The organism is Mycobacterium bohemicum DSM 44277 (assembly GCF_001053185.1).
Taxonomy (GTDB): Bacteria; Actinomycetota; Actinomycetes; order Mycobacteriales; family Mycobacteriaceae; genus Mycobacterium; species Mycobacterium bohemicum.
In genome coordinates, this window is sequence record NZ_CSTD01000003.1 from 463,751 (window position 1) to 482,764 (window position 19,014).

Consider the following 19,014-nt stretch of genomic DNA (forward strand, 5'->3'; position numbering starts at 1 on the left):
GCGCGCACGAGTTCCGACTCCGAATACGTCGCCGAGTCGCCGGCCTTCGAGTGGACTGCGTCCAGGCGGGCCGGCACGTACACGCACATTTCGCCGGTAGCGGCCACAGAGGAAGCGGCCAATACCTAGGGACATCATAGCTGGCCGTCAGCTGGCGCCCATGCACCGCGGAGTCCGCCGACTAGAGTGTTGACATGACCCGGTCCCCCGGCACGACCCCTGAAGCCGACTTGGACGCCGAGAAGCTCAACGACTCCCCGGCCCCCCGGTTGTCGGGCGACCACCCGGGCGTCAACGAGTTGTTCGCGGTCCTGGCCTACGGCGAGATCGCGGCGTTCTACCGGCTCACCGACGAGGCCCGGATGGCCCCCAACCTGCGCGGACGCATCTCGATGGCCAGCATGGCCGCCGCCGAGATGGGCCACTACGAGCTGCTGCGCGACGCCCTGGAGCGCCGGGGCGTCGACGTGGTGGAGGCGATGTCGAAGTACGTGTCCGCGCTGGAGAACTACCACCGGCTGACGATGCCGAGCACCTGGCTGGAAGCCCTGGTGAAGACGTACGTCGCCGACGCCCTGGCCGCCGACGTGTACCTGGAGATCGCCGACGGACTGCCCGACGAGGTTGCCCGCGTGGTGCGCGCGGCGCTGTCGGAAACCGGGCACTCCCAGTTCGTCGTCGCCGAGGTGCGGGCCGCGGTGACCGCCAGCGGCAAGCAGCGCAGCCGCCTGGCGCTGTGGGCGCGGCGGCTGCTTGGCGAGGCCATCACCCAGGCGCAATACGTCCTCGCCGACCACGACGAGCTGGTCGACCTCGTCCTGTCGGGCACCGGCGGCCTGGGCCAGCTCAGCGCGTTCTTCGACCGGCTGCAGCAGACGCACGACCGGCGGATGCACGAACTCGGTCTGGCCTGATTCCTTGCGCGCTCAGCGCGTGCAGGTCGCCAGGTTCGAGTTGGCGGCCGACGCCACCACGGTCTGACCGGCGGCGTTGACGACCGAGCAGTTGAGCCGGGCGTAGAAGCTGGTCGCCACCACCGACACGTTTTGCACACCAGGATTCAGCACGATCATCCGCGACCACGGCAGCGACACGTTGAACTCGGTCTGCGGGTACCCCCGGGCGTCGGTGTAGGTGACGTTCACCAGGTCCAGCAGCTGCTTGGAGCCGGTCACCGAGTACACGACGGTGCGCGGATCGAGCGTGGCCGCCGGCGGTACCGCGGTCGGGGCCAGTGGCGGCACGGCGGTGGGTGGGGCGGTGGCAAGCGTGCTGGGCCCGGCGCTGGGCGTCACCGTGGTGACCGTCTCGGGCGGCAGCTGCGGCACCGTCGAGGCGCTCGGCGGCGCGCTCGCCTTCGCCGTCGTGGTCGCCGACGGCACCGTCCGCGGAACCGGCGCGCCGACGGTCGCCTTCGTCGACGCGCTGTCGCCGCTGTTGATGATGACGGCGGTCGCGATGGCCCCGACGGCCAAGACGGCGCCCACGATGGCCGCGGCCGGCCGCCAGCGGATCTCGGCCGGCCAGCCGGTCCAGGTGTAGTCGCTGCCGGCCTCGGAGCCGGCGGTGTCGCCCTCTTGGGCGTCGTAGTCGTCGTAGTCGTCGTAGGCGTCGTAGTCGTCGTCGGGGTAGTCCCGGGCGCCGCGATCGAGATGGGGCAGTGTGGTACCCATGGGGCCGACGGTAGCCATGTGAAAACTGGTGCATCGGTGCGCGCGCGGGTGGAAACCCAGCTGGAAGCGAATCGTTATCCGGTCGCGACCGGGTTTCGCTTACCGCGAACCGCTTGGCCGGGGGCCGTTTGGCATGCGCGGCCGCCGCGTCCACTAGCCTGCTGCTGACAGGTCGGCGACTTCAACGCCAACGGGAAGGGGTGACCGTGGAGGTCAAGATCGGTATCACGGACAGTCCGCGGGAGCTGGTCATCGCCAGCGCGCAGACTCCGGCCGAAGTCGAGGAACTCGTGACCGCGGCACTGGGCAAGGGCCCCGGACTGCTCAGCCTGAGCGACGAGCGGGGCCGGCGCTTCCTGGTCGACAGCGCGAAGATCGCCTACGTCGAGATCGGCGCCCCCGACGCGCGGCGCGTCGGCTTCGGAATCGGGGCCGAGGCGGCGCGGCTGGCCGCGAAGGTCTCTAAGGGCGAGTGAGCGGCACGTGTGACAGGCCGCCCCAGGCGAACTGAACGGTGCCCTCGACGGCGTCGGCCTTCGAGATCGGCCGATCGGAGTCCAGCCAGTACCGGGCGCAGTCGACGCTGATCCCGACCAGGCCCACCGCGATCATCCGGGCGCGGTGCGGGTCCAGGCCGGAGTCGGCGCTGATCAGGTCGAACACCGCGTCGGTGCACGATTCGGTGGCGACCCGCACCTGCGCGGCCACCTCGGGTTCGGTGACGTAGTCGTTCTCGAAGATCAGCCGGTAGCCCTGGCTGTCGTGCTCGATGAAGTCGAAGAAGGCCTGCACCGCCGAGTGCAGCCGCTCCCGGTTGTCGGTGGTGGTGCGCAACGCCTGCTGCACGCCCGAGACCAGGTTCTCCACGTGCCGTGCGAGCACCGCGAGATAGAGCTCTAGCTTGCTCGAAAAGTGTTGGTACAGAACGGGTTTGCTGACACCCGCGCGCTCCGCGATCTCGTCCATGCCGGCCGCGTGGTAGCCGTGGTCGACGAACACGTCGCTGGCGACGGTCAGCAGTTGGCCGCGCCGCTCGTCGCGGGGCAGCCGGTTGCCGCGCCGGTTCTGGGGTGAAATGCCGCCGTCGGGCCGAACGCGCTCAGCCGCTCGGACGGCACGCCGCGCCGCCGTCTTGGCCAGATCGCTCATCGATTCCTCATCTGATTCGTTGGCGACCGACCTTCGGACATCGACGGGTCAGCCGCGCTCGTCGCCAAGACATTACTACTCGCGGCGTCGCATTGACCGTCACTGACGCCCAGCCGCTGGCAGAGCGGGGTGCCGCGGGGTTCGCCGGGGCGCGCCAAAGGCGGCCTTACAGTTTGGTGGGCGCAAGCTATGCCATCCTGGGCAAATGACGTCCCAACGGCCCGTGCGCGGCAGCACCGGTCGGGTGCCGATGGTGCGCGACGAGTGGCGCGAGCCGCTGCGCGCCCTGCGCGACCCGATCGGCCGCGACCCGGGGCGCCCGCGGGCCGACCGCGACCGGCCCAGTCAATGGCGCAAGCAAACATCGCTGGGGCGGTTCGTCTCCACCTACGGCTGGCGCGCGTACGCGCTGCCCGCCCTGGTGGCGCTCACCGCGGTGGTGATCTACCAGACGGTGACGGGGACCGCCGCGCCCAAGCCGGCGGCCACCCAGGCCATGCAGGCCCCGCCGGCCATCGGGGCCGTGGGCACCGCGATCATCGACGCGCCGCCGCGCGGGCTCGCCGCGTTCGACGCGAACCTGCCGGCCGGAACGCTGCCCGACGGCGGTCCCTTCACCGAGGCGGGCGACAAGACGTGGCGGGTGCTGCCCGGTACCACCCCGCAGGTCGGCCAGGGCACCGCGAAGGTGTTCCGCTACACCGTCGAGGTCGAGAACGGCATCGATCCCACGATGTTCGGCGGTGACAACGCGTTCGCGCAGATGGTCGACCAGACGCTCGCCAACCCCAAGGGCTGGACCCACAACCCGCAGTTCGCCTTCATCCGTGTCGACGCGGACAACGGCGGAAAGCCCGACTTCCGGATCTCGCTGGTGTCCCCGGTGACGGTGCGCGAGGGGTGCGGCTACGAGTTCCGGCTCGAGACGTCCTGCTACAACCCGGCTTTCGGACGCGACCGGCAGGCGCGGGTGTTCATCAACGAGGCGCGCTGGGTGCGCGGTGCGCTGCCCTTCGAAGGGGACGTCGGCTCGTATCGGCAGTACGTGATCAACCACGAGGTGGGACACGCCATCGGGTACGTCCGCCACGAGGCCTGCGACAAGCAGGGCGGTCTGGCGCCGGTGATGATGCAGCAGACGTTCTCGACGTCCAACGACGACGCCGCCAAGTTCGACCCCGACGTCGTCAAGGCCGACGGCAAGACCTGCCGGTTCAACCCCTGGCCGTATCCAATCGCCTAGTCGCGTCTCGTCTCTTTACGTCTCGTCGCTGCGCCGAGCCTGCGGCCACGGCGGGTCTTCGCGCGTCAATCGCGCCCCGTGCGCAGTCTCGGCGCCGCCACCGCAGGTTCGGCGATGCGGCCTAGGATCGTGGGCGTCAGTCAACCGAGGAGAAGTCCGGTGTCGACACCCCAGACATCGCTGCCGCCGCTGGTCGAGCCCGCGGCCGGGCTCACCCGCGAGGAGGTGGCCCGCTACAGCCGCCACCTGATCATCCCCGACCTCGGCCCGGACGGTCAGAAGCGGCTGAAGAACGCGCGGGTGCTGGTGATCGGGGCCGGCGGGCTGGGGTCGCCGACGCTGCTGTACCTGGCGGCGGCCGGCGTCGGCACGATCGGCATCGTCGACTTCGACGTCGTCGACGAGTCGAACCTGCAACGGCAGATCATCCACGGCGTCGCCGACGTCGGGCGCTCCAAGGCCCAGTCGGCGCGCGACTCGATCGCCGCGATCAACCCGCTGGTCAACGTGCGACTGCACGAGTTCAGGCTGGAGGCGGGCAATGCCGTTGAGCTGTTCGGGGGCTACGACCTGATCGTCGACGGCGCCGACAACTTCGCCACCCGGTATCTGGTCAACGACGCCGCGGTGCTGGCGGGCAAGCCGTACGTGTGGGGGTCGATCTACCGGTTCGAGGGCCAGGTGTCGGTGTTCTGGGAGGACGCGCCCGGTGGCCGCGGCCTCAACTATCGCGACCTGTACCCCGAGCCGCCCCCGCCCGGCCTGGTGCCGTCGTGCGCCGAGGGCGGGGTGCTGGGCGTCGTGTGCGCCTCGATCGCCGCGGTGATGGCCACCGAGGCGGTCAAGCTGATCGCGGGGATCGGCGAGCCACTCCTGGGCCGGTTGATGCTCTACGACGCCCTGCAGATGAGCTACCGAACGATCGCGGTCCGCAAGGACCCGTCGGCGCCGAGGATCACCGGACTCGTCGACTACGAGCAACTGTGTGGCGCCGCGCCCGCCGATGCGGTGACCGGCTCGACCATCACCCCCCGGGAGCTGCGGGAATTGCTGGACTCCGGGGAGAAGCTCGCGCTGATCGACGTTCGCGAGCCGGTGGAATGGGACATCGTGCACATCGACGGCGCCCAGCTCATCCCGAAATCCCTGATCACGTCCGGTGAGGGCCTGGCGCAGCTGCCGCACGACCGCAAGGCGGTGCTGTATTGCAAGACCGGCGTCCGCTCGGCCGAGGCGCTGGCGGCGGTGCGCAACGCCGGATTCTCCGACGCCGTGCATTTGCAGGGCGGCATCGTCGCCTGGGCGCAGCAGATGCAGCCCGACATGGTGATGTACTGAGCCGATCCGCTGGTTCTGTCGTTCGGCGACCCGCCGCGCCCGGCTTCGCCGCGCTCGCGATCGCCGCCGGCGCGCTCCATTACGCTACGCACTGTGACAGTCGAGCTACCGCCGGAGCATGTGCTGACGGCGTTCGGCTTGACCGGTGTGCAGCCCGTCGCGCTGGGCCCCGGCTGGGAGGGCGGCTGGCGCTGCGGCGAGGTCGTCTTGTCGGTGGTGCCCGACCACGCGCGCGCGGCCTGGTCCGCGCGCGTGCGCGAGACGCTGTTCGTCGACGGCGTCCGGCTGGCCCGCCCGGTGCGTTCGACCGACGGCCGCTACGTGGTTTCCGGGTGGCGCGCGGACACCTTCGTCGCCGGCGTGCCGGAGCCCCGCCACGATGAGGTCGTGTCGGCCGCGGTCCGGCTGCACGAGGCGACCGGCAAACTCGAACGCCCCCGATTTCTGACCCAGGGCCCCACCGCGCCGTGGGGAGATGTCGACGTCTTCATCGCGGCCGACCGCGCCGCGTGGGAGGAACGGCCGTTGTCCTCCGTGCCACCGGGCGCGCGGACGGCCCCGCCGTCGGCGGACAGCGAGAAATCGGTCGAGCTGATCAACCAGCTCGCGAGCTTGCGCAAGCCGACCCGCAGTCCCAACCAGCTCGTGCACGGGGACCTTTACGGCACAGTGCTTTTCGTGGGAACCGCGGCGCCGGGCATCACCGACATCACGCCCTACTGGCGGCCCGCCTCCTGGGCCGCTGGGGTGGCGGTCGTCGACGCCCTGTCGTGGGGCGAGGCCGACGACGGGCTCATCGAACGCTGGAGCGCCCTGCCGGAGTGGCCGCAGATGTTGTTGCGCGCCTTGATGTTTCGCCTCGCGGTCCACGCGCTGCATCCCAGGTCGACCGCCGAGGCCTTCCCGGGCCTGGCCCGCACCGCGGCCCTGGTACGGCTGGTGCTCTAACCGCCGAACGCGTGGCGCACCTCGCTCAGCGCCACCCGGCCGTCGACCGCGAGCACTCCTTCGGCCCGCAGCAACTCCAGCTGCCGGCTCCTCAGGTGTCGCGCCGGGCGACCCGAGGCGGTGATGACGCGGTGCCACGGCAGGTCCGACGAGTCCGTGCGCATGATCCAGCCCACGATGCGCGGGCTGGAAAGCCCTGCGACAGAGGCGATGTCGCCGTAGGTGGCAACCCTGCCCGACGGGATGGCGGCGACCAGCGCCCGCACCCGCTCGACCTGTTCCTCGGTCACCGGCGCCACGGTCAGAGCGCTTTCAGCAATTCGCGCGTCAGCGCCGCCACCTCGTCGGGCCTGGCGTAGGGCACCATGTGGTCGCAGTCGAAATCCAGCAGCGCGAAGTCCGATCCCAGGCGCCGCTCGAGTCCCGCGACGAGATCGTCACCGACGTAGGGCGGCGACGTCCGCTTCGCCCGCACGAGCCTCGTCACCGTCCCGGCCGGCGGCAATACGATGTCGCGGGCCAACTCGCTCCAGTACGACATCATCGCCGGCAGGCTGACCCGCCAGCCGTACCGGCCGCTTGGCAGCCTCACCAGATGCTCGGCGATTTCGGCGTCCAGCAACGCCGGATCGACGTCGGCCCACGAGCCCGTCGCCTTCTCCGCCCGCGCCTCGTCGGCGTCCGGGTAGTCCGGCGAGGACAACATCGCCTCGGCGATGTCACGCATCCAGCCGCCGTCGAGGCCCACCGCCGGATCGAGCATCAGCAGCGCGCCAACGCGTTCCGGGCGCGCCGCGGCGAGATGCATGCCGAGCCCGCCGCCGAACGAGTGACCGATCACCAGCACCCGCGCATCGGCGGAATCGTCGAGCAGCGCGGCCAACGCCGAGACGTTGGCCTCGATGGTCCACGGGGCCGCCCACGTGGACCTGCCGTGGCCGATCATGTCCGGCGCGGCGATCGATACGCCGGGCAAATACCCGGCCAGATGCTCCCAGCGCTGCCCGTGGCCGGTCAGGCCGTGCAGCGCCAGGACCCGCACCGGCCCCGGCGGCCCGTAGCGGTGGACATACAGGCCGGCGGCGGTCCGTTCAGCGATCGTCGTTCCAGTCGTCTTCCACCGGCACGACGTACGCCTGCTCGATCACGTCGGCCTCGTTGGCCTCGCGGTCCGCGGCGGTCAGGTAGTCGGTGTCCAAGCCGGCCTCGTCGTCGTATTCGACGGACTGCTGTTGCGCCACGGCGTCGCCCTCCGGCGCGTCGTCGACGGGTGAGCCACGATCGACATCTTCCATGATCCGAAACCCTCCTCTCCGATTCTGCGGACTTTCGCGGTGTCCAGGGTAGAAGCCTCACCGGGGCCGCGCGCACGCCGGCTTGTCACACCCCGGTGGTTGCATGCAGCCATGTCATACACCTGGGACGACGAGGCCGGCGCCCTGCTGGCCCCTTCGGCGCGCGGTACCGTGCGGGTCCTGGGCGGCCCCGGCACGGGCAAGACCAGCCTGCTGGTCGACGCCGCGGTCGCCCGGATCAGGTCGGGAGCCGAGCCGGAATCGGTTCTGCTGCTTACCGGTTCGGGCCGCCTCGGGATGCGGGCGCGCAACGCCCTGACGACGGCGCTGCTCGGCGCGCACCGCGGCGGCGGCGCCTCGGCCGTCCGGGACCCGTTGGTGCGCACGGTGCACGGCTACGCCTACGCGGTCTGCGATCGCATCTCGGCCATTCGCTGCCGGACCTGGTCGCCGAGGTCCGCCGCGTGACCGGCATCGACTGCGAAGCCCGGGCGGCGGCGGGGGTGGGGGCCGAGTGGAACGGTGCGGAACAGCTCGACGCGTTCGCCGACGTCGTCGCCGGCTATGCCGAGCGGGCGGGCGCCGCGACGGCCGGGTCGGTGGCAGGCCTGCTGGCCTACCTCGACGCCGCCGAGGCGGTCGAGAACGGCTTGCCGCCGGCGCCGACGGTGGTGGCGCGCGACCGTGTGCAGGTGCTCACCGTGCACTCCGCCAAGGGTTTGGAGTGGCAGGTGGTGGCGGTGGCGCACCTGTCCGGCGGAATCTTCCCGTCGACGGCGTCGCGCAGCAGCTGGCTCACCGACGCCGCCGAGTTGCCGCCCCTGTTGCGGGGGGACCGCGCCGCGGCGGGCGCACTGGGCATCCCGGTGCTGGACACCTCGGACGTTACCAACCGAAAACAGCTGTCGGACAAGATCGCCGAGCATCGCCGCCAGCTCGACCAGCGACGCGTCGACGAGGAGCGCCGCCTGCTCTACGTCGCCATCACCCGTGCCGAGGACGTACTGCTGGTGTCCGGCCATCACTGGGGCTGCACGGGGATCAAACCGCGGGGACCGTCGGAATTCCTGTGTGAACTCAAGGACGTCATCGACCGTTCGGCGGCGGCCGGCCAGCCTTGCGGCGCCGTGGAGCACTGGGCGCCCGCGCCGGCCGACGGTGAGCGAAACCCTCTGAAAGACAACATCATCGAAGCCTCCTGGCCGGTCGATCCGCTGGCCGCGCGCCGCGGCGACGTCGAACGCGGGGCCGCCCTCGTTGCCCGGGCCATGTCGCGCGGCGCCGCGGAATCGGTCGCGGACGTCGACAGTTGGGCGGCCGACGTGGACGCGTTGCTGGCCGAACGGGAGCGGTCGGCAGCGGCTGGCCGCCCTGGCCCTGCCCGGCCAGGTGTCGGTCAGCGGCCTGGTCGAGATGGCCCGCGACCCCGCGGCGGCGATGCAACGGTTGCTGCACCGCCTGCCGACCCGGCCCGACCCGCACGCGATGCTGGGCAACGCTTTCCACGCCTGGGTGCAGCAGTTCTACGGCGCCGAATGCCTGTTTGACCTCGGGGACCTGCCGGGCGCGGCGGACTCGGACGTCGGCGACACCACGGAGCTGGCGGCCCTGCAGGCGGCATTCGCCGAATCTCAATGGGCGGCAAGGACTCCCGTGGCGGTCGAGGTGCCGTTCGAGATGCCGATCGGCGATACGGTGGTGCGCGGGCGCATCGACGCCGTGTTCGCCGACCCCGACGGCGGCGCCACCGTCGTGGACTGGAAGACCGGCGAGCCGCCCCACGGATCAGAAGCCATGCGCCAGGCCGCGGTCCAGCTGGCGGTTTATCGCATGGCGTGGGCGGCGTTGTCGGGGATCCCCGAATCGCAGGTGCGCACCGCCTTCTATTACGTGCGGGCGCGGGCGACCGTGTCCCCCGACGAGCTGCCCGGTCCCGCCGAGCTGGCCCGGCTTTCGCGGTCCACCGCTCCGTGACGGGTATCGCCCCGCCGCGGGGGCGCCGGTGGTTAGATTTGTGTCGTGCCTGTCCGCCGCGCTGGTTCGAGCCGATGACGGGCCGCCGTGCGCAACGGTAGGTCGCCCAAACCGGACGGCCTGGACGAAAACCTGACCGCCCAGCCCGGCCACCTGCTGGTCGGAGTCGTGCGCATCCCCGAGGATCCCGCCAGCCCCTTCCGGGTGATCACGCGCCGGGTGGTCATCGCGTTGGGGGTGCTCTTCGCCGCCGCCGTCATCGTCTACCTGGACCGCAACGGCTACCGCGACATCCGCGGCGCGCCGCTGTCGTTCTTGGACTGCGTCTATTTCGCCGCGGTGTCGCTGTCGACCACCGGATACGGCGACATCACCCCCTACACCGAGACCGCGCGCCTGACCCACACCGCGATCTTCACGCCGCTGCGGATCGCGTTCCTGGCCGTGCTGGTCGGCACGACGCTCGAGGTGCTCTCCGAGCGCTCCCGGCAGGGGTGGAAGATTCAGCGTTGGAGGAGCAGAGTGCGCAACCACACCATCGTCATCGGCTATGGCACCAAGGGCAAAACGGCGGTCGCCGCCATCCTCGGTGACGAGGCCGCCCAGGGCGAGGTCGTCGTCGTCGACACCGACCGGACCGTCCTGGAGAGCGCGGCGACGGCGGGCCTGGTGACCGTGCACGGAGACGCCACCAAGTCCGATGTGCTGCGGCTTGCCGGGGCACAGCACGCGGCCTCGATCATCGTCGCCACCAGCCGGGACGACACGGCGGTGCTGGTGACGCTGACCGCGCGGGAGATCGCGCCGAAAGCCAAGATCGTGGCGTCGATCCGCGAGGCCGAGAACCAGCACCTGCTGCAGCAATCGGGGGCGAATTCGGTCGTGGTCTCCTCGGAGACGGCCGGCCGGCTGCTCGGGCTGGCCACCACCACGCCCAGCGTCGTGGAGATGATCGAGGACCTCCTGACGCCGGACTTCGGGCTGGCCATCGCCGAGCGGGAGGTGGAGCAAACCGAAATCGGTGGTTCCCCCCGGCATTTGCGCGACATCGTGCTCGGCGTGGTGCGTGACGGCCACCTGTTGCGGATCGGCGCGCCCGAGGTGGACGCGATCGAGGCCAGCGACCGGCTGCTCTACATCAAGACCACGGGGCACTAGTGGCGATCGCAAGCGCGGCGGGCGACTAGTGGCTCTGCTGGACTTTCGCCTGCACGAGGTGCCTCTGCTGTCGCGCGTCGGCGCCGACCGCGCCGATCAGCTGCGCACCGATGTCGAGGCGGCGGCGAGGGGATGGGCGGACGCGGCACTGCTGCGGGTGGATTCGCGCAACCAGGTGCTGGTGTCCAACGGGCGCGTGGTGCTCGGCGCCGCGGCCGACCTGGGCGAGAAGCCGCCGCCGGACGCGGTGTTCCTCGGTCGCATCGAGGGCGGCCGGCACGTCTGGGCGATCCGCGGGGCGCTTCAACCGCCCGACGATCCCGGCGCCCAGGCCGAAGTGGTCAACCTGCGCAGCCTGGGCCCCATCTTCGACGACGCCAGCAGCCAACTGGTGTCCTCGGCCATCGCGCTGCTGAATTGGCATGACAGCGCGCGATTTAGCTCGATCGACGGCTCACCGACCAGACCGGCGAGGGCCGGCTGGTCGCGCGTCAACCCGGTCACCGGCCACGAGGAGTTCCCGCGAATCGACCCGGCGGTGATCTGCCTGGTGCACGACGGCGGCGACCGCGCGGTGCTGGCCCGCCAGGGCGTCTGGCCGGAGCGGATGTTCTCGCTGCTGGCGGGGTTCGTGGAGGCCGGGGAATCGTTCGAGGCCTGCGTCGCCCGGGAAATCCGCGAGGAAATCGGCCTGACCGTCAGCGACGTGCGATACCTCGGCAGTCAGCCGTGGCCGTTCCCGCGATCGCTGATGGTCGGCTTTCACGCCGTCGGCGACCCGGCGCAGGACTTCTCGTTCAATGACGGCGAGATCGCCGAGGCCCAATGGTTCACCCGCGCGCAGGTGCGCGGGGCGCTCGAGGCCGGCGACTGGAGCAGCACGTCACAGTCGAAACTACTGCTGCCCGGGTCGATTTCGATCGCGCGGGTGATCATCGAATCCTGGGCCGCCATCGATTGAGGCGGCGCGAGGCGGCGCGACCGTCAGCCCACTTCGGCGAGCTTGGCCTTGACCTGCGCCGCGCTGGGGTTCGTCAGCGTCGACCCGTCGGCGAACTTGACCGTCGGAACGGTGCGGTTGCCGCCGTTGACGGAGCTGACGAACTGCGCGGCGGCCGGGTCGTCTTCGATGTCGACGGTCTCGTAGGCGATCCCGTTGGACTTGAGCACGGTCATGAGCCGGTGGCAGTACCCACACCAGGACGTCGTGTACACCGTGAGCGCAGCGTTGGTCATGACTGCTTAACGTAGCCCCGCCCCACAGCATTCCGCGACGCGCAGGAGCCGCGGGCGCGGTTTGTCGGCCATCACTGCCAAGATGGACGCCATGCCGATGGTCGCCGACCACTTGACCGCCGGGCTGGACGACGAGCAGCGCGAAGCCGTGCTGGCCCCGCGCGGCCCGGTCTGTGTGCTCGCGGGCGCCGGCACGGGCAAGACCCGCACCATCACGCACCGCATCGCGCAGCTCGTCGCCAACGGTCACGTCGCCGCCGGGCAGGTGCTCGCCGTCACCTTCACCCAGCGGGCCGCGGGGGAGATGCGGTCGCGGCTGCGGGCCCTGGACTCCGGCGCCGGCGTGGGGGCGGTGCAGGCGCTGACGTTTCACGCCGCCGCGCATCGGCAGCTGCGGTACTTCTGGCGGCGGGTCGTCGGGGACACCGGCTGGCAGCTGCTCGACAGCAAGTTCGCCGTGGTGGCGCGCGCGGCCAACCGCGCCCGGCTGAACGCCGGCACCGACGACGTGCGCGACCTCGCCGGCGAGATCGAGTGGGCCAAGGCGTCGCTGATCGGCCCCGAGGAGTATCCGGCCGCGGTGGCCGCCGCCGGGCGGGACATCCCGCTGGACGCCGCCAAGATCGCGGCCGTCTACGCCGCCTACGAGGCGCTCAAGACCCGCGACGAGTCGGTCACCCTGCTCGATTTCGACGACCTGCTGCTGCACACCGCCGCCGCGATCGAGAACGACGCCGCGGTGGCCGAGGAGTTCCGCGGCCGCTACCGCTGCTTCGTCGTCGACGAGTACCAGGACGTCACCCCGCTGCAGCAGCGGGTCCTGCAGGCGTGGCTGGGCGACCGGGACGACCTGACCGTCGTCGGCGACGCCAACCAGACCATCTACTCGTTCACCGGCGCCTCGCCGCGCTTCCTGCTGGATTTCTCGCGGCAGTTCCCCGACGCCACCGTGGTGCGCCTCGAACGCGACTACCGCTCCACGCCCCAGGTGGTGTCCCTGGCCAACCAGGTGATCGCCGCCGCCCGGGGCCGGGTCGCGGGCAGCAAGCTGCACCTGGTCGGCCAGCGGGAACCGGGCCCGGCCCCGACGTTTCACGAGCACCCCGACGAGACGGCCGAGGCCGCCGCCGTCGCCGCGTCGATCGCCCGGCTGATCGAATCCGGCACCCCGCCGGCCGAGATCGCGGTGCTCTACCGCGTCAACGCGCAGTCCGAGGTCTACGAGGAGGCGCTGACCGAGGCGGGCATCGCCTATCAGGTGCGCGGCGGGGAGGGGTTTTTCAACCGCCAGGAGATCAAGCAGGCGCTGGTGGTCCTGTCGCGCGCGGCCGAGCGCGGCGCCGACGGGCCGGGCGGCTGCCGCCCGGCGGGGACGGCGCCAGCAGGGCGGGGGGGCCCGCGCGGGCGACGGCGACGGCCGCGGGGCGCGGGAGAAGCGCGACAGCGAGGCGGGCAGCGCGGCCACCGCGCGCGCCGGCGGGGCGGGCGCGGAGACAACCGCTGGGATGCGCTGACCGCGTTGGCCGAGCTGGTCGACGCCGAGGTGGCCCAGCGCCCCCAGCTCGACCTCCCGGGGTTGCTGGCCGAGCTGAGGCTGCGCGCCGACGCCCGGCACCCGCCGGTGGTGCAGGGCGTCACGCTGGCGTCGCTGCATGCCGCCAAAGGCCTGGAGTGGGATGCGGTGTTCCTCGTCGGGCTGGCCGACGGCACGCTGCCGATCTCGCACGCGCTGGCACACGGCCCGGAGAGCGAGGCCGTCGAGGAGGAGCGGCGGCTCCTCTACGTGGGGGTCACGCGGGCGCGGGTGCACCTGGCGCTCAGCTGGGCGCTCGCACGCAACCCGGGCGGCCGGCAGAGCCGCAAGCCGTCGCGGTTCCTCAACGGCATCGCACCGCAAACGCGACCCGAGCAGGCCGCGAATCGCTCGCGGCGCAATCGCGGCGCCGCGACCCGCTGCCGCATCTGCAACAAGGACCTGACCACGCCGGCGGCCGTGATGCTGCGCCGCTGCGAGACCTGCGCGGCCGACGTCGACGAGGACCTGCTGGTGCGGCTCAAGGCCTGGCGCCTCGAGGTGGCCAAGGAACAGAAGGTGCCCGCGTACGTCGTGTTCACCGACAACACCTTGATCGCGATCGCCGAGATGCTGCCCTCCGACGAAAAGGCGCTGGTGGCCATCCCCGGGATCGGCGCGCGCAAGCTCGAACAGTACGGTCCCGACGTGCTGGAGCTGGTCCGCGGTCGCTGACCGGCGAAAGCGCAGGTCAAAAATCGGTTGTCGGTTGTGGTCGTGACCGTCTACCCTCGGTCAAGCGCCAAGAGAGGAGGGTGGCCGCGATGATCAACGACGTGTTCGGTGTAGGCGTTGCCGCCCCGGCGTCGACCGCTCGCGCCTCCCGTGCCGCCCACACCGCCGCGCCGGCGGCTGCCCCCAAGCATGCCGCCGCGACGGACGCGTCCGTGGATCGGAACCATCTCTAGGCTCCACCCAAGCCGGTTTCACCCGAGGCCACGGACCCCGAAGTCACCAGGATCCGTGGCCATCTTCATGGGATCGACAACCCCCTGGTCCGGATCACCGCAAGGACACACCCGACCAGGAAAGCAGGTGGACGCATGTCGGCACCGATGATCCGCACCCGGCCCCAGGCCCTGCCCTGTCACGTCGGCGACCCCGACCTGTGGTTCGCCGAGGCCCCGGCCGACCTCGAGCTCGCCAAGAGCCTATGCGCGGACTGCCCAATCCGGCGCCAGTGCCTGGCGGCGGCCGTGGACAGGGCCGAACCGTGGGGCGTGTGGGGCGGGGAGATCTTCGACCGCGGGTCGATCGTCAGCTACAAGCGGCCGCGGGGGCGACCGCGCAAGGAGCCGCTGGCCGCCTAGAGGGTCTTCGGGCCGGCGGATCGCGGGTGAATCCAGGGCGGCGACACGCCGAGCGGCGTCGCCACAGGTACACCCCGGACGCCGTCAGCGCACCCTCGACGCCAAGGAAGCAGACGCTAGACGACGGCCGTGTCGGGCTCGGCGAAGCCGGGGATCAGCTCCTCGGAGAGCGCCTTGATCGGCACGTGCGCGTCCAGCTGGCACAGGATCGCGGCCACCGAGGCGATGACCCGCATCGGAATCGCGAGCTTGGGCGGCAGGTCCATCTGTCGGGCCGTCTTGATCTGCGACACCGACCGGTCGATCTGGCCGACCGTCATTCTCTGCAACCACTTGCGGGTGTAATGGAACACGTCGACCTCGATGGGTTCGACGTACTGGCGCAGCATCTCGTCGATGTCGCGCACCGACACCTGCTGGCCCTTCTGGATGAAGCCGATCTTCTCCATCGTCGGCAGCAGCAGGTCGTAGTTCTTGTCGCGGGCCAGCCGGATCGTCATCCCGAGCTCGACCGGGTAGCCGCCGGGCAGGGGCGCCACGGCCCCGAAGTCGATGACGCCCATCCGGTCGTCGGGCAGCAGCATGAAGTTTCCCGGGTGGGCGTCGCCATGCAGCATGCCCAGCCGCCGCGGCGCGTCGAAGGTGAGTTCGAGCAGCCGGGTGCCGATCAGGTCCCGCTGGTCGGGGGTGCCGTGGCGGATGATCTCGGCCATCGGGATGCCGTCGATCCACTCCTGGACCACCACCTTGGGCGAGCTGGCCACGACGTGCGGGATGACGAACCGCGGGTGGCCCTGGTACGCCTTGGCGAAGGCGCGCTGGTTGTCGGCCTCCAGCCGGTAGTCGAGTTCCATCTCGGTGCGCTCGATCAGCTCGTCGACCACGCCCTGGACATCGGCGCCGGGGGCGAGCTGCTTGACCACCCCGACCATCCGCTGCATGGTCTTCAGGTCCGCCCGCAGCGCCTCGTCGGCGCCCGGGTACTGGATCTTGACCGCCACGGTCCGGCCGTCGGACCACACCGCCTTGTGCACCTGGCCGATGCTGGCCGAAGCCACCGGCTTGTCGTCGAACGACGTGAAGCGCTCGCGCCACTTGGTGCCCAGCTGGCCGTCGAGCACCCGGTGCACCTTGGCGGCGGGCAGCGGCGGCGCGTCCTTTTGCAGCTTGGTCAGCGCTTCGCGGTACGGCTCGCCGAATTCCTCGGGAATCGCGGCTTCCATCACCGACAGGGCCTGGCCGACCTTCATCGCCCCGCCCTTGAGCTCGCCCAGGACGGTGAACAGCTGGTTGGCGGCTTTCTCCATCAATTCGGCCTGGACTTCGTCCTTGGACTTGCCGGTCAGCCGCTTGCCGAACCCGAGCGCCGCCCGACCGGCGAAGCCGACCGGGATGCTGGCCAGCTTCGCGTTGCGCGCGGCACGACCGCGTTTGATGTCTGCCACGCATCCCATCATCCACGACGGTCAGCCGATAGCGGTACGTATCTTCCCAACGCCGCCCCGACGCCTGCCTCTAGGTTGTTCCCTGGCAGGTCGCGGTCCCGCGACTGCCGGCAATGCTCATGCGAAGGGTGGTACCGACGAAGTCATGGCAGCCAAGCAATCGCAGCACGACGCCGCGGACTCGTTGTTCCGGGCGATCATCGAGACGCTCGACAAGAACCGCAAGGACGGCACCTTGACGGCGGCCGTCCTGGAGGAACTGGCCCGCGCGTACGCGTCGGTGTCGACCAGCGTGCCCGAACAGGGGCGCATGGGCTAGCCGCACGAACACAGCGTGCACAGTGGGTGTCGGGTCCAGTGACGCGCGGCGATGGTTCCGGCGGCGAGGTCGATTTCCAGTGTGGCGTCCAGCGTCTGAGGCGGCGGGGCGTCGGGGACGACCTCCCGGCCGCGGACGGCCGCGATCACCCGGTTCACCTGGCTGAGCGCCAGCGCGGCGGTGGCGAGCAGGGTGGCCCGATCGGCCACCCCGACGGTCTCCCGCAGCTGCGCGGAGACCGCCGGCCACGCGGCGTCGCGGTCCCTGCGGTGCAGGTCCGCGCAGCCCAGGCAGCTGGTCACGCCGGGTATTACCAGCGGGCCGACCAGCCCGGTGCCGTCGCGCACCAGGACCGGCAGGTGGGCGACGCGCCGGGCGTGCAGTTCGCGCACCATGCGCGGGTCGGCCACCAGGGAGTCCGACAGCACCACCAGGTCGACGGCGCCCGGTGTCACCGCGGCGTGCGGCTGACTGCTGTGCGCCACCCGGGCTCCCGAGCAGCGCAGCGCCTCGACGAGCAGGTCCGACAGCGGCCCGCGGCCGTGCACCCGGACCGAGGCCGTCCGGCCGCCCGAACGCGCGCATTCGGTCATCACCCCCGCCCCGACGAGCTGCTCGACGAGTCCGGCCAGGCCCCCGGCGTCCGTCAGCCCGCGATCGGTGGCCTGCCGCTGCAACTCCGGTATCGGTGTCGGCGATCGCATGGACCGCAGCAAGGTGGCCAACTCCGCGGCGGCGAGGCCGCTGGGCGGACGGACCAGGACCGCGCGGCGGGGGTCCCATCCCACCTGGACGGCGCCGTCGGGCCGCAGCAGCACCGGCATCGCGGGGTCCAACGCATACCGGGAAAGCACGGCCGGTGACATGACCGAGACTGTGCCACCCGCGGCGGCTCGCCCGGATCAGTTATCCACAGGGCCGGGGTCGTCGCCGTCCTGTTCGAGCTGCGCCTCAAGTTGCTCGATGGCCTCGTCGACCCCGCTGCCGCCCCCGCCGATGAAGCGATCGATGAAACCGGCCGGTTCGTCCAGGTCGTCGCCGGACGGGAGCAGATCGGGGTGTTGCCAGACGGCGTCGCGGGCGTCGTCGCCGCCGGCCTGGGTCAGGCGCTCCCACAGCGCGGCGGCCTCGCGCATCTTGCGCGGCCGCAACTCGAGGCCGACCAACGTGGCGAAGGTCTGCTCGGCCGGGCCGCCGGTGGCCCGGCGCCGGCGCAGGGTTTCGCTGAGCGCGGCGGCGCCCGGAAGCCGGTCGCCCAGGGCGGCGGTGACGACCACCTGCACCCAGCCCTCGATCAGCGCGAGCAGCGTCTCGAGCCGTTCCAGTGCCTGCGTCTGCGCCGGCGTCGCCTTGGGCTCGAATACGCCCTGCCCCAACAGGTTTTCGATGGCCGCCGGGTCGGACAGCGTCGCCGGATTGAAGTCGCGCGCCAGCTCCTCGATCCCGCTCATGTCGATCTGCATGCCCATCGCATAGGACTCGACCGCGCCCAGCAGTTGGCTCGACAGCCAGGGCACGTGACTGAACAGGCGGTGGTGTGCGGCCTCGCGGGCGGCCAGGAAGGTCAGGATCTCGCTGCGGGGTTGCTCGAGGCCGGCGGCGAAGGACTCGATGGCGTCCGGCATGAGCGCGGCCACGCCCTTGGGGCCCAGGGGGAGGCCGATCTCGGTCGAGGTGAGCACGTCGCGGGACAGCCGGCCCAGCGCCTGGCCCAGTTGGGAACCGAACGCCATGCCGCCCATCTGCGACATCATCGCCAGCAGCGGTCCGGCCATGCTCTTGGCTTCCTCGGGCAGCGATGACGCCCACACCGTCGAGATCTGCTGGGCCATCGGATCGCACAGGCGCTTCCAGGTTTCCAGGGTGTTGTCGACCCATTCGCTCGGGCTCCAGCCGACCGCCTTGGTGGTCCCGGCCGGCAGCGCCGTCGCGCCGTCGAGCCAGGTCTCGGCGAGGCGCACGGCGTCGGCGATCGCCGAGTTCGTCGAGGCGGGGACGGGCGCGACGAACCCGATCGAACTGGACGCGACGCGCCGGGCCAATTCGTAGTTCACCGGTCCCGACGCCTGGCCGCCGGCCGTGACCGTGCCGGCGCTGGAGAACATCTGACCGAGCTGGGTGAAGATCTGCCCCAGGTCACCCATGCCGAAGTCGCCGCTCATGCCGAACGCGCCGAACGGCTCGGACGGCCCCGATCCGGACTCGGGATCTTTCTTCCCGTGTTTGTCGGGGTCGTCTCCGCCGGAGAACCCGAAAGGCAGGTCAGGCATAGGGTCAACGGTACTCACCCGCCGAAGCGAAAGCGCGGTCTTGGGTCAAGCTTGCAGTGAACGCCGCTCGGGGGTGCCCGTTA

General features: G+C 71.0%; 19 protein-coding genes and 2 pseudogenes. 12 read left to right on the plus strand and 9 right to left on the minus strand.

Annotated features, from left to right (window positions below):
- Positions 1 to 194 precede the first annotated feature (194 nt).
- Positions 195 to 914, plus strand: a complete 720-nt coding sequence (locus tag BN971_RS16770; protein WP_085182016.1) for a ferritin-like fold-containing protein — start codon at positions 195 to 197, stop codon at positions 912 to 914.
- A 12-nt stretch (positions 915 to 926) separates the two neighbouring features.
- Here the strand turns inward: BN971_RS16770 and BN971_RS16775 are convergent, their stop codons facing one another.
- Positions 927 to 1,673, minus strand: a complete 747-nt coding sequence (locus BN971_RS16775; protein ID WP_085182015.1) for an MmpS family transport accessory protein — start codon at positions 1,671 to 1,673, stop codon at positions 927 to 929.
- A 200-nt stretch (positions 1,674 to 1,873) separates the two neighbouring features.
- On the opposite strand from BN971_RS16775, the gene BN971_RS16780 reads away from it, so the two are divergent.
- Positions 1,874 to 2,149 carry a DUF3107 domain-containing protein gene (locus BN971_RS16780; RefSeq protein ID WP_170322179.1) on the plus strand — a complete coding sequence of 92 codons (276 nt, stop codon included), beginning with the start codon at positions 1,874 to 1,876 and terminating at the stop codon, positions 2,147 to 2,149.
- On the opposite strand, the gene fasR is transcribed toward BN971_RS16780, so the two are convergent.
- A complete protein-coding gene (gene fasR / locus BN971_RS16785; RefSeq protein WP_085182014.1) occupies positions 2,136 to 2,822 on the minus strand; it encodes an HTH-type transcriptional activator FasR in 687 nt (228 codons plus the stop codon). The two genes, BN971_RS16780 and fasR, sit on opposite strands and share 14 nt — an antisense overlap.
- A 205-nt stretch (positions 2,823 to 3,027) precedes the next feature.
- Between fasR and BN971_RS16790 the strand changes: the two genes are divergently transcribed.
- The 3 genes from BN971_RS16790 (at position 3,028) to BN971_RS16800 (ending at position 6,351) form a co-directional block, all read left to right on the plus strand.
- Positions 3,028 to 4,065 (plus strand): DUF3152 domain-containing protein, encoded by a 1,038-nt coding sequence (locus BN971_RS16790; protein ID WP_085182013.1) that lies wholly within the window; start codon positions 3,028 to 3,030, stop codon positions 4,063 to 4,065.
- Between the two features lie 114 nt (positions 4,066 to 4,179).
- A complete protein-coding gene (gene moeZ, locus BN971_RS16795; protein WP_090350341.1) occupies positions 4,180 to 5,403 on the plus strand; it encodes an adenylyltransferase/sulfurtransferase MoeZ in 1,224 nt (407 codons plus the stop codon).
- Between the two features lie 93 nt (positions 5,404 to 5,496).
- Positions 5,497 to 6,351: a TIGR02569 family protein gene (locus BN971_RS16800; RefSeq protein ID WP_085182011.1), complete on the plus strand. Its 855-nt coding sequence runs from the start codon at positions 5,497 to 5,499 to the stop codon at positions 6,349 to 6,351.
- On the opposite strand, the gene BN971_RS16805 is transcribed toward BN971_RS16800, so the two are convergent.
- The 3 genes from BN971_RS16805 to BN971_RS16815 are packed head-to-tail and all read right to left on the minus strand — an operon-like array spanning position 6,348 to position 7,646.
- Entirely contained in the window at positions 6,348 to 6,650 is a 303-nt protein-coding gene (locus BN971_RS16805; RefSeq protein ID WP_085182010.1) for an MGMT family protein, read from the minus strand. The genes BN971_RS16800 and BN971_RS16805 overlap by 4 nt on opposite strands.
- A gap of 2 nt (positions 6,651 to 6,652) precedes the next feature.
- Positions 6,653 to 7,450, minus strand: coding sequence for an alpha/beta fold hydrolase (locus BN971_RS16810; protein WP_085182009.1), 798 nt, complete (start codon positions 7,448 to 7,450; stop codon positions 6,653 to 6,655).
- Positions 7,443 to 7,646 carry a hypothetical protein gene (locus BN971_RS16815; protein WP_085182008.1) on the minus strand — a complete coding sequence of 68 codons (204 nt, stop codon included), beginning with the start codon at positions 7,644 to 7,646 and terminating at the stop codon, positions 7,443 to 7,445. The genes BN971_RS16810 and BN971_RS16815 overlap by 8 nt, the downstream gene beginning before the upstream one ends.
- 111 nt (positions 7,647 to 7,757) lie before the next feature.
- On the opposite strand from BN971_RS16815, the pseudogene BN971_RS16820 reads away from it, so the two are divergent.
- The 4 genes and pseudogenes from BN971_RS16820 to nudC all read left to right on the plus strand — a co-directional run.
- Positions 7,758 to 8,057, plus strand: a pseudogene (locus tag BN971_RS16820) (UvrD-helicase domain-containing protein); the annotation flags it as partial.
- A pseudogene (locus BN971_RS16825) lies at positions 8,048 to 9,620 on the plus strand (RecB family exonuclease); the annotation flags it as partial. The pseudogenes BN971_RS16820 and BN971_RS16825, both read left to right, overlap by 10 nt.
- Before the next feature lie 87 nt (positions 9,621 to 9,707).
- Entirely contained in the window at positions 9,708 to 10,778 is a 1,071-nt protein-coding gene (locus BN971_RS16830) for a potassium channel family protein (RefSeq protein ID WP_085182006.1), read from the plus strand.
- A gap of 28 nt (positions 10,779 to 10,806) precedes the next feature.
- The gene (nudC, locus tag BN971_RS16835) at positions 10,807 to 11,739 is read left to right on the plus strand and encodes an NAD(+) diphosphatase (protein ID WP_085182005.1); all 933 of its coding nucleotides are present in this window, start codon (positions 10,807 to 10,809) and stop codon (positions 11,737 to 11,739) included.
- Between the two features lie 23 nt (positions 11,740 to 11,762).
- On the opposite strand, the gene mrx1 is transcribed toward nudC, so the two are convergent.
- A complete protein-coding gene (gene mrx1 / locus BN971_RS16840; protein WP_085182004.1) occupies positions 11,763 to 12,014 on the minus strand; it encodes a mycoredoxin Mrx1 in 252 nt (83 codons plus the stop codon).
- 91 nt (positions 12,015 to 12,105) lie between these two features.
- Here mrx1 and BN971_RS16845 point away from each other — a divergent pair, with 91 nt between their 5' ends.
- Complete coding sequence (locus tag BN971_RS16845) at positions 12,106 to 14,262, plus strand: ATP-dependent DNA helicase UvrD2 (protein ID WP_170322188.1); 2,157 nt, start codon at positions 12,106 to 12,108, stop codon at positions 14,260 to 14,262.
- Positions 14,263 to 14,630: 368 nt separating this feature from the next.
- Positions 14,631 to 14,897 carry a WhiB family transcriptional regulator gene (locus tag BN971_RS16850; RefSeq protein ID WP_085182002.1) on the plus strand — a complete coding sequence of 89 codons (267 nt, stop codon included), beginning with the start codon at positions 14,631 to 14,633 and terminating at the stop codon, positions 14,895 to 14,897.
- 116 nt (positions 14,898 to 15,013) lie between these two features.
- Here the strand turns inward: BN971_RS16850 and BN971_RS16855 are convergent, their stop codons facing one another.
- Complete coding sequence (locus tag BN971_RS16855) at positions 15,014 to 16,354, minus strand: macrolide-binding ATPase MABP-1 (protein ID WP_085182001.1); 1,341 nt, start codon at positions 16,352 to 16,354, stop codon at positions 15,014 to 15,016.
- A gap of 133 nt (positions 16,355 to 16,487) precedes the next feature.
- Between BN971_RS16855 and BN971_RS25140 the strand changes: the two genes are divergently transcribed.
- Positions 16,488 to 16,661, plus strand: coding sequence for a hypothetical protein (locus BN971_RS25140; RefSeq protein ID WP_090350346.1), 174 nt, complete (start codon positions 16,488 to 16,490; stop codon positions 16,659 to 16,661).
- Here the strand turns inward: BN971_RS25140 and BN971_RS16865 are convergent.
- Positions 16,658 to 17,527: a TOMM precursor leader peptide-binding protein gene (locus tag BN971_RS16865; RefSeq protein WP_085182000.1), complete on the minus strand. Its 870-nt coding sequence runs from the start codon at positions 17,525 to 17,527 to the stop codon at positions 16,658 to 16,660. The genes BN971_RS25140 and BN971_RS16865 overlap by 4 nt on opposite strands.
- A gap of 36 nt (positions 17,528 to 17,563) precedes the next feature.
- Entirely contained in the window at positions 17,564 to 18,949 is a 1,386-nt protein-coding gene (locus BN971_RS16870) for a zinc-dependent metalloprotease (RefSeq protein ID WP_170322180.1), read from the minus strand.
- Positions 18,950 to 19,014 lie beyond the last annotated feature (65 nt).

Coding starts and splice junctions, on each gene's coding strand:
- BN971_RS16770 (WP_085182016.1), top strand. CDS start 195: ATGACCCGGTCCCCCGGCACGACCCCTGAAGCCGACTTGGACGCCGAG.
- BN971_RS16815 (WP_085182008.1), bottom strand. CDS start 7,646: ATGGAAGATGTCGATCGTGGCTCACCCGTCGACGACGCGCCGGAGGGC.
- BN971_RS16845 (WP_170322188.1), top strand. CDS start 12,106: ATGCCGATGGTCGCCGACCACTTGACCGCCGGGCTGGACGACGAGCAG.
- BN971_RS16850 (WP_085182002.1), top strand. CDS start 14,631: ATGTCGGCACCGATGATCCGCACCCGGCCCCAGGCCCTGCCCTGTCAC.
- BN971_RS16775 (WP_085182015.1), bottom strand. CDS start 1,673: ATGGGTACCACACTGCCCCATCTCGATCGCGGCGCCCGGGACTACCCC.
- fasR (WP_085182014.1), bottom strand. CDS start 2,822: ATGAGCGATCTGGCCAAGACGGCGGCGCGGCGTGCCGTCCGAGCGGCT.
- mrx1 (WP_085182004.1), bottom strand. CDS start 12,014: ATGACCAACGCTGCGCTCACGGTGTACACGACGTCCTGGTGTGGGTAC.
- BN971_RS16865 (WP_085182000.1), bottom strand. CDS start 17,527: ATGTCACCGGCCGTGCTTTCCCGGTATGCGTTGGACCCCGCGATGCCG.
- BN971_RS25140 (WP_090350346.1), top strand. CDS start 16,488: ATGGCAGCCAAGCAATCGCAGCACGACGCCGCGGACTCGTTGTTCCGG.
- BN971_RS16790 (WP_085182013.1), top strand. CDS start 3,028: ATGACGTCCCAACGGCCCGTGCGCGGCAGCACCGGTCGGGTGCCGATG.
- BN971_RS16855 (WP_085182001.1), bottom strand. CDS start 16,354: ATGATGGGATGCGTGGCAGACATCAAACGCGGTCGTGCCGCGCGCAAC.
- moeZ (WP_090350341.1), top strand. CDS start 4,180: ATGCGGCCTAGGATCGTGGGCGTCAGTCAACCGAGGAGAAGTCCGGTG.